The sequence below is a fragment of the Kitasatospora sp. NPDC056531 genome, from assembly GCF_042794375.1.
Taxonomy (GTDB): Bacteria; Actinomycetota; Actinomycetes; order Streptomycetales; family Streptomycetaceae; genus Kitasatospora.
The window spans coordinates 1,013-10,047 of the sequence record NZ_JBHTTU010000139.1; the positions used below are offsets into that span (position 1 = coordinate 1,013).

6 protein-coding genes and 1 pseudogene are annotated in these 9,035 nt (G+C 73.0%); 2 read left to right on the forward strand and 5 right to left on the reverse strand.

Annotated elements, in window-relative coordinates:
* Nucleotides 1-977: pseudogene (locus tag ACFQ87_RS41660) on the forward strand (hypothetical protein); the annotation flags it as partial.
* A gap of 29 nt (nucleotides 978-1,006) precedes the next feature.
* Here the strand turns inward: ACFQ87_RS41660 and ACFQ87_RS41665 are convergent.
* The 4 genes from ACFQ87_RS41665 to ACFQ87_RS41680 form a co-directional block, all read right to left on the reverse strand.
* On the reverse strand, nucleotides 1,007-1,228 hold the full coding sequence (locus ACFQ87_RS41665) for a hypothetical protein (RefSeq protein WP_380616179.1): 222 nt from the start codon (nucleotides 1,226-1,228) through the stop codon (nucleotides 1,007-1,009).
* 357 nt (nucleotides 1,229-1,585) lie between these two features.
* Entirely contained in the window at nucleotides 1,586-1,948 is a 363-nt protein-coding gene (locus tag ACFQ87_RS41670; protein WP_380616180.1) for a hypothetical protein, read from the reverse strand.
* Between the two features lie 230 nt (nucleotides 1,949-2,178).
* Nucleotides 2,179-2,493, reverse strand: a complete 315-nt coding sequence (locus tag ACFQ87_RS41675) for a glutaredoxin domain-containing protein (protein WP_380616181.1) — start codon at nucleotides 2,491-2,493, stop codon at nucleotides 2,179-2,181.
* A complete protein-coding gene (locus tag ACFQ87_RS41680; protein WP_380616182.1) occupies nucleotides 2,490-2,618 on the reverse strand; it encodes a hypothetical protein in 129 nt (42 codons plus the stop codon). Before ACFQ87_RS41680 ends, ACFQ87_RS41675 begins: the two co-directional genes overlap by 4 nt.
* A gap of 268 nt (nucleotides 2,619-2,886) precedes the next feature.
* Between ACFQ87_RS41680 and ACFQ87_RS41685 the strand changes: the two genes are divergently transcribed.
* Entirely contained in the window at nucleotides 2,887-4,251 is a 1,365-nt protein-coding gene (locus ACFQ87_RS41685) for a dihydrolipoyl dehydrogenase family protein (RefSeq protein WP_380616183.1), read from the forward strand.
* Between the two features lie 24 nt (nucleotides 4,252-4,275).
* Here the strand turns inward: ACFQ87_RS41685 and ACFQ87_RS41690 are convergent, their stop codons facing one another.
* On the reverse strand, nucleotides 4,276-8,868 hold the full coding sequence (locus tag ACFQ87_RS41690) for a caspase family protein (protein WP_380616184.1): 4,593 nt from the start codon (nucleotides 8,866-8,868) through the stop codon (nucleotides 4,276-4,278).
* Between the last annotated feature and the right edge of the window lie 167 nt (nucleotides 8,869-9,035).

Genomic DNA, 9,035 nt, shown 5'->3' on the forward strand with positions numbered 1-9,035 from the left:
GGCCGGTGCTCGCGGATCTGCCCGCCGCGCGGGCCTGGGTCCGGGCGGAGAACCCCGGCGCCATCGCCCTGGCCGGCCGGTTGGCCGCCGAAGCCGGCCCGGCGGACCAACTCCGCGCCGCGACCGACCTGTTGATCGCACTCAGCCCCTTCGGCCCGGGCGAATTCGGCGGCCGGCTGGAGGCCGCGGTCCTCGCCCTGGTCGGCGCCGCCACCACGGCCGGCGACCGCTTCGCCGAAGGCCGGGCCCGGTTCCTGCTCTGCGGCCTGCGACTCGCCGCCACCAGGCTGGACGAGGCCCGTACCGAGGCCGAGCTCGCGGAGCGGGCCAGCCGGGCGGCCGGGGACACCGTCATCCTCCGTCAGGTGCTCAACGCTCTCGGCCTGATCGCCCAGGCGCTGCGCCGCAACGAGGAGGCGATCCGCCGTTTCGAGGAGTCGGTCGACCTGGCCCGTGAACTGGGCCACCGCTCCGGCGCGGTGGCCGGCACCGTCAACGCCGCGCTGGCCCGGGTACGGCACGGTCAGGCGGCCGAGGCGGCCGAGACCTGCGAGCAGGTCCTGCCCGAGGTCCGCGCGCTCCGCGACACCGCCGGTACCGCGTACACCCTCTACGTGCTGGCCCTCGCCCTGCACGGCCTGGGCCGCTACCAGGAGGCCGCCGTCCGCTGCCGCGAGTGCCGGGCCCTCGCCGCCACCGCCGGCCGACGCGACCGGGAGGCCCTGGCGGGCGTGTGCCTCGCGGAGGGCCTTTTGGGCTGGCGATCACCGTGGAGACCGGCGCCCAGCGCGACCAGGGGTACGCACTGGTCGTCCTCGGCCGCTCCCTCGCCGAACTCGGCCGCCCCGGCGCCTCCCGGGCCCGGCTGTACGAGGCGCACGCCATCTTCGAACGCCTCGGCCTCCCGGACGCCGCCGACGTCGCCACACTCCTCGGCGAGCTGGTCGCGCTGCCCGCCGAGGAGTGAATCGTGCTAGATCTGCTTGCCCTTCGTGCAGGACACGAATCAGGCGCCGGTGCCGTTCCACTCCTTGATGTCCGCGCCGCCGCCCAGCGCGGTGCCGCCACCGGTCGCCTGGCCGGCCTGCAGCTGGCTGTGCGCCTGCGTCGCCGTCCCCGACTGGGCCTGCGCCGAGGCGCCGACCTGCGGCAGGACGACCAGCCCGACGGCCACCGCCACCGAGGCGAGCCGGGCTGCGATACGGGTGCTGCTGCGGTGCTTGACCATCCGAATGTGCCTCTCTACCAAGCTTCCGACCGAGTTCTCGGCGGCACCCGTACGTTGTCACCCCCCGATCAACGCAGGATCAACGCCCGGGTACCGCCCCGCTGGACTCGTTCGTCCGCAAGCCAGGTCCAGTGCCTGGAGCAGGTTGTACTCGGCCCGCTCGACCTCGAAGTACATCGCGCCCTCGATGTCGATCACATGGGTCGAGAGGTACGCCGACGACCCCTATGGCGTGGACTACGGCGCCTGCCGCAACTGATCGACAGTGGGAGTCCGGCGGAGCGCCATCGTGGACGGGGCGGGCCGGCGCCGTCCCCGTCCACGATGGGTGGTGCGTCCCCGGTCTTCGAGACCGGGTCAGTTGAAGACCAGCACGTCGGTGCGCATCGGCAGCGAGCTGCCCCATCCGATGTTGATCTTGAACGTCACGACTCCGTTGGCCGGGGCGATGCTCGACACCTGGAAGGCGGCGGCGCCGACGAACCGGTTGCCGTTGGAGTCGATCTCGGAGGCCGTGACGACGACGGTCGAGTCGACCCCGATGACGCTCCAGGGGAGCTGGAGGTTGAAGGTCCCGTGCGACGGGGTCCACGTCCACCAGGCCCGCCACACGGCGCCGACGTTGCCGCCGATCGCCGCGAGGCCCTGTTCCTGGCTGGTGGGCTGCGAGTGGCCCGCGATCTGCGGGGCGTCGGAGGTGGTTGCTTCGGTTGCGGCCATAGCGACTCTCCTTACGCCGGGAGAGCCCCGTGAGCTCTCCGGATACTCTGAGTGTCCGCTAGTGCGCATAGCGTAGCAATCACTCGTGAGGGTGAATCTCCAGCGAGCCGCCGGCCTCCTCGCGTGACCACCGTCTAAGTTCCGCCCCGCTTGCGTCGCGGGTGCGGTGGAGGACCGTCTCGGTGGTGCCCGCTGCGGCCGGTGGAAGGCGTCCGGGTAGGCGTTCCGGCTCACGGCCGGGCCCGCCGCAGGCGCCGCCACCACGGCGTCACGGGCTGCTCGGCGGGCAGCAGCCCCGGCGCGTGGTCGGCCACCGCGGCCAGCACCTCGGCGACGCTCGGGTTGACCATGGCGTGCCCGTTGACGGTGACGGTGGGGACGGTCTCGTGGCCGCCCGCGACCGAGCGGATGAAGGCGGCCGCCTGCGGGTCCGACCAGATGTCGGTCTCGCCGAACGGCAGCCGATTCACGCGCAGGCCGCGCCGCAGCCAGGTGCAGTACGGACAGCCGGGCCGCCAGTAGAGCACGATTCCGTTGCCGGTCACGGGGCCGACACCTCCTCCGGTTTCCCGGTGACGAGCAGCGCGTACCCGGCCGTGCCGTCCGTGACGGCCCGGGCCGGGCGCGGGGCCTCGGCGGGGACGACGCCGTTCCAGGTCGCACGCATCATCGAAGCTCTCCTCCTGGAGATCTGTGGCGGCCGGCAACGCGGTCCGGCGGATGCACCACATGGTGGCCCCTGTGGGGGCCGTCGGAGCGGTGGCGCCACCGACCGGTTTCCGTCCGTGTCGGCTGGTCCGGGACGCTGCCCGGCCTGTGCGTCGGCCCCGCCCGGCGGCGAAGGGACTGTCGGCCACCCGACGATGTCCGCTGCCGGTCCGCGGCGGGGCGCCTAGCGTGGTGGGGTGACGGGTCGACCCGACTCAGGAGGACCGGCGATGAGCGAACAGCAGCAGGCGGACGTGATCGTGATCGGCCTCGGCCCGGGCGGCGAGCACGCCGCCGGACGCCTCGCGGAGTCCGGCCTGGACGTGGTCGGCATCGAGGCCGAGCTGGTCGGCGGGGAGTGCCCGTACTGGGGCGGTATCCCCAGCAAGATGATGATCCGCGCCGGGAACCTGCTCGCCGAGACCCGGCGGGTGCCCGGCATGGCCGGTCGCTCCCAGGTCACCCCCGACTGGACCCCGGTCGCGGACCGGATCCGCGACGAGGCCACCGACGACTGGAACGACCAGGTCGCCGTCGACCGCCTCACCGGCAAGGGCGGCCGCTTCATCCGGGGCCGGGCCCGCCTCGCCGGTCCGCGCCGCGTCGCGGTGAACGGGCAGGAGCTCACCGCCCGGCGCGGCGTCGTGATCGCCACCGGCACCCGCCCCACCGCGCCGCCCGTCCCGGGGCTGGCCGGGGTGCCGTACTGGACCAACCGTGATGCCATCGCGGCGAAGGAGCTGCCCGAATCCCTGCTGGTGCTAGGCGGCGGCGCGATCGGCCTCGAACTCGCCCAGGTGTTCGCCCGTTTCGGCAGCGCCGTCACCGTCGTCGAGGCCCTGGACCGCCTGCTGCCCGTCGAGGAACCCGAGGTCGGCCGGCTGATCGCACCGGTGCTGCAGCGGGAGGGCATCGAGATCCGCACGGGCGCCCGGGCGGTCCGCGCGGAGCACGACGGACCGACCTTCACCCTCCACCTGGACGGCGGCGAACTGCTCACCGCCGAACGGCTCCTGGTCGCCACCGGCCGCCGCGCCGACCTCAGCGAACTCGGCCTGGACACCGTCGGACTCGACCCGGCCGCCCGCGCCGTCCCCACCGACGGGCAGCTGCGGGCCGCCGACGGATTGTGGGCGATCGGCGACGTCACCGGCCACGGCGCCTTCACCCACGTCGCGATGTACGAGGCCGAGATCGCCGTCCGCGACATCCTCGGTGACCCCGGCCCGGAGGCCGACTACCGCGCCCTGCCCCGGGTGACCTTCACCGACCCGGAGATCGGCGCCGTCGGCCTGACCGAACGCCAGGCTCGCGACGCCGGGCTGAACGTCCGCACGGGCACCACCCAGCTGCCGTCCGCCACCCGGGGCTGGATCCACAAGGCCGGCAACGAGGGCTTCATCAAGCTCGTCGCGGACGCCGACCGGGGCGTGCTCGTGGGGGCGACCTCCGCCGGGCCGATGGGCGGGGAGGTGCTGTACGGCCTGGCGGTCGCGATCCAGGCCCGGGTGCCGATCGCCCGGCTGCGGCACATGATCTTCGCCTACCCGACCTTCCACCGCGCCGTCGAAGCGGCCCTCGCCGACCTGGGATGACCGCCGAGTACCGTGGAGCGACGGTCAGCCGCAGGGGGGTTGGCGGGGGGTGCCGGGGAAGTACTGGTTCCACTGGTCGGGGGTGATGGTCGAGCCGACGGCGTCGCAGAGGCGTTTGGTGACGTTGTCGATGTCGGGGTCGATGAGGTGGACCCTGGGCGTTCGGTTGTCGCGAGAGCCGGATTCGCCGACCAGGAGGCTGCTTCCGTCGGGGTTGAACCCGCGGGCGTCGATCGCGCCGGGAACGGCCAGTGCGCCGATTTCGGTGGCGGCGTGGGGATCCGCCACCGACCACAGGTGGACTCGGCCGATGTCGGGGTCGGTGTCCAGAGCAGTCCTGGCCGTGGTGGCAAGGAGATGGTCATCGGGGCTGAACACGACTCCGCCCTGCCGCTCGGCCGCCAGGGATTTGACCATCACAGGGTGGTGAATGTCGGTGATGTCCCACAGATCAACGGTTTTCTCGGTCGTCACCGCGAGGGTCCGTCCGTTGTGGCTGATCACGATCCCGTTCACCTCTCCCTTGGGGAGGTCGCCGTGGTCGGGGCGGTTCGGGTTGCGGAGATCCCAGAGCTGAACGGTCTTCGGGTTCACACTCGTGTCCCCCATAGCGAGGGCGAGCAGGCCGGGCCCCTCGGCCTGCAACGCGACGTCGTCGGGGAACTCGACGGGAGCGGCGGCCACCGGTCGGCGAGGGTCGGTGACGTCCCAGATGTGTATCCGGTGACCGTCCCTTCGATCGATGGAGACCAGCGTCCGGTTGAGGAGACGGAGCTGGCCAGGCGGCTGCGGGGCCTTGATGGTGGACAGTGGTTTCGGGGCATACGCATCGGCGACGTCCCACAGGTGGATCTGGCCGTCGTGACCATTGAGCGCGACCAGCCCGTCCTCGATGGCCACGTAGGGACGGGCGCTGACGTCACCGGTGTGAAGGACGGGCTCAGCGAGCTCGGTGAGCAGGCTCCCCCGTTTCGGATCGGCGGGGTCTGTGACGTTCCACAGCTGGGCTGAGCCGTCGCCACCGAACACGAGCAGGGTTTTGTCGTTGACCGCGCGGGCCGTCTCCGCGTCCGGAGCCGGCACAGCTCCGACCGGGCGCGGGTCGTAGGCTCCGTTCAACCGCCACAGAGAGATCTTCTGGGTCGACACTCCGTGGACTGTCCGGTTGTCGGTGGGCCACACGAGGATCCGGCCGTCCCGGGTGAGGTCCCCGGCCAAGCCGGTGTTGATCAGGGCCGGGGCGGTGGCGGGGTGCCAGAGCCGGATCTCGTTCGCCGCGCCCGTACTGATCACGGTCGCCGGGTCCTCACCGACCAGGACGGAGTAGATCCTCTCGGAGGTGGGGTATTCGACGATGCGGACGGGAATGTGAGGGTCGGCGACGTTCACGACCTCCACGTGAGTGGCATCGTAGTTGCCGCCGGCGGAGGCTCCGGCCGCCAGCGTCCGGCCGTCGGACGAGAACGCGACGGCCGTCACGACCTGGTTGGCGGCGATCTCCACGGGCTCGCTGGAGTACAACGACTGCGAGGCGGAGTAGTTCGCGGTGGTGATCGCAGCGGGAGCGGCCGGGTTGCTGGTGTCCCAAAGCCGCACACCGAGGCGGTTGGATCCGACCGCGAGAAGAGGCTTGTTCGGGCTGAAGGCCACCGCGAGCGCGTGACTGTTGGCGAGTGCCGCCGTGAGCACCGGCTTCGAGGGGTCGGTGACATTCCACAGTTGGGCAGCCAGGTCGCCATCGGACGCATTCACGGTGATGGCGAGAACGTGCCCTTCCGGGCTGAAGGCGCCGGACTGCGGCGTGCCGGCGCCGCCGGGCAAGGCGGCTGCCCGTAGTGGTCGCTGTGCATCGGTGAGGTCCCACAGTACGGACCGGTCGTCATTGACGACCGCCAGCATGTGCCCGTCCGGGCTCATGGTGATGGCACCGGGACTGTCGGGCAGCGTGGTGATGGAGACCGGATGAGCCGGGTCGTTGAGGTTCCACAGCCGTACGGTGGTTCCGGATTCCCGGGCGGCGAGCAGTCGGCCGTCCTTGCTCAAAGCGAGGCTTGCCCTGTCGCCCCCCGTGCTCGTCACGGACAGGGACTTGGCATGGCGAGGGTCCGAGAGGTCCCAGAGCCGGAAGGTCTGATCGCTGCCCGCGCTTGCCAGCAGGTGCCGCTCGGCACTGTAGGCGAGCTTCTTGACGGTGTCGCCGTGCTTTCCGATCGGCGTGTAGTACGGCGCCAGCGCCGCGTCGAACACACTGCCGCGCGCCTCCGGGATGTCCGCGATCCGGCGCGCCGCGAGGGCGAGTTGCAGGGCCAGGGTCGGATCGGTGGGACGGAGCCGGTCGGAGGCCTGGGCGCCCACTTTGGCGGCGAGGATGTCGCGCTGCTCGTCCGCGATCCGGTTCTGCCACACCGCAGCGCCGACCCCGGCGACCGCCACCAGCAGCAGGACGGCCAGAGTGCCGGCCAGCGCCCGCAGCCGGGTGGTGCGACGGCGTTCCGCGCGGCGTTCGGCCTCCTGCCGGGCCTGGCTCGCGGCCACGAACTCCCGTGCCCCGGGCGTCGTTCCGTGCCGCTGCGCCGACTCCTCGACCCACTGCCGCGCCGCGGCCAGCCGGACGCCCCGGTAGAGCGCGCCCTCGTCGCGGCCGTCCCGGTCCCAGGCGTCCGCCGCGTCGTGCAGGCGCTGGCGGACCAGCAGGCCGGCCCGGTCGCGCTCGATCCACTTCCGCAGCTGCTCCCAGGCGCGCAGCACGGCCTCGTGGATGAGTTCGGCGTGGCCGTCGTCGACCACGACCAGCCGGGCCCGGACCAGCGCGTCGAGCGCGGCCTGGTCCACTTCGGGGTCCAACTCGCCGCGCGGGACCCTTCGGCGGGTGTCCTCGGCGCCGTCGATGACGTGCACCATGCGCAGCAGGAGCTGCCGGGCGGCCTGCTGGGCGGCGTCGTCGAGGCCGTCGTAGGTGCGCTGCGCGGTCTGCGCGACGGCGCCCCAGATGCCGCCCGAGGCCTGGTACCCCGCCATGGTGAGGGTCCGGCCGGACCGCTTCTGCCAGGTGGCCAGCAGCGCGTACGACAGCAGCGGCAGGGCCGCACCGGCGCCGCGCTGCCGGTCCCCGCCGGTGCGCAGGTCGCGCAGCAGCAGGTCCACCAGTCCTTCCTCCAGGCGCAGTCCGGCCAGCCGGGCCGGCTGCTCGACGGCGTCCCGCAGCTCCGAGGAGTCCATCGGGCCCACCAGGACCTGGTTGTTCTGCAGGGCGTCGGCCAGCGCCGGGTGGGCCGCGCAGTGCCCGTAGAAGTCGGCGCGCAGCCCCAGCAGCACGACCGCGCGCGGCGCGGCGCCGTCCCGGCCGTGGGTGCAGGCGGCCGACAACGCCCGTACGAACGCCTCCCGCTCGTCCTCGTCGGCGCACGCGGTGAACAGTTCCTCGAACTGGTCCACCACCAGCATCGGACGGGTGGCGTCCTCGGCGAACAGACCGGCCATCGACTCGGGATCCGCCATCAGCGCGCCGCGTATGGACTCGGCCTCGCCGTGGCCCAACTCGGCGAGCACGCGCGCGAGTTGCTTCATCGGGCGCTCGCCCGGGGTGAACACCACGCGCGGCGGGCGCCAGGGGTCCGGCTCGGCCGGCAGGCCGCGGTCCAGCGCGGGCAGCAGCCCGGCCCGCAGCAGCGAGGACTTGCCGGCGCCGGACGGGCCGACGACCACCAGCGGCCCGTCCGCCGACAGCTGCGCCGCGACCCGGGCCACCAGTCGGGCGGTCAGCTTCTCGCGTCCGAAGAAGAACCGGGCGTCCTCCGCGCCGTACGGTGCCAGGCCCCGGTACGGGCAGCTGCCCGGCTCGGGGTCCACTCCGGGAGGCCCCTCCGGCGGCCGGTAGGCCGGGTTGACGGTGAGCACCAGCTCGCCGGTCCGGCCCTCGGACTGGCGGCGCGGCAGCGGGAAGCCCCGCTCGCGCAGCGTCCGGGCCAGGTACCGGTGGACGTCGTCCAGGGTCAGCTGCGGCGGTCCGATGGGATCGCCCTCGCGCAGCAGGCGAAGCAACTCGCCGCTGAAGGCCGTGTACGGGTCGCCGTCCGGGGCCAGGGCGAGTTCCTCGGGTGCGGCGGAGGCCAGGACGAAGCCGCCGAGGGGGTAGGCGGACTCGAACGGGTTGGCCGCGCCGCCGACGGGTGCCGCCCGGCCGGAGAAGCAGCAGTCCAGGACGAGGACGATCGACCGTGCCCGGGAACCGGCCAGGGTCTCGCGCAGCGTGGCGTAGCGCAGGCCCTTGTAGGCGAGGCCGCGGGTCAGGTGGTCGGTGACTCGGGTGGCCAGGTACAGCTCGCCGTCGTCGCGCACCAGGCCGTGGCCGACGTAGTACACCAGCAGGATCGATTCGGCCGACTCGGCCGCGCTGGTCAGCTCCTCGCCGAGTACGACCGGGTCCGCCGGGTCGATCACGGTCCGGACCTGGTCCGGCGCGAGACCGCAGCGGGCGACCAGCTCCCGCCCGATCTCGCGTACGGTCCCGGCGGCCGCCGGGACATCGGGCAGGACCGAGCCGGGGACGTGGCTGCCGGTCCCGATGATCAGCGCCCGGGCACCGGGGAGCCCCAGCGGTAGACCGGGGTCACTCATCGGCGGCCGAGGGCGCCGCGTCCGGTCCGGCCTGGTCGGTGAGCGACTCGCCGACCTCGCGGACGAGGGCGGCGACGCCGTCGGCATTGAGCCCGTGGACCGCCGTGGCCCGCAGCTCGATCGAGCTGCCGTCCGCGCGGGTCACCTGGACCACCGTCTCGCCGGCC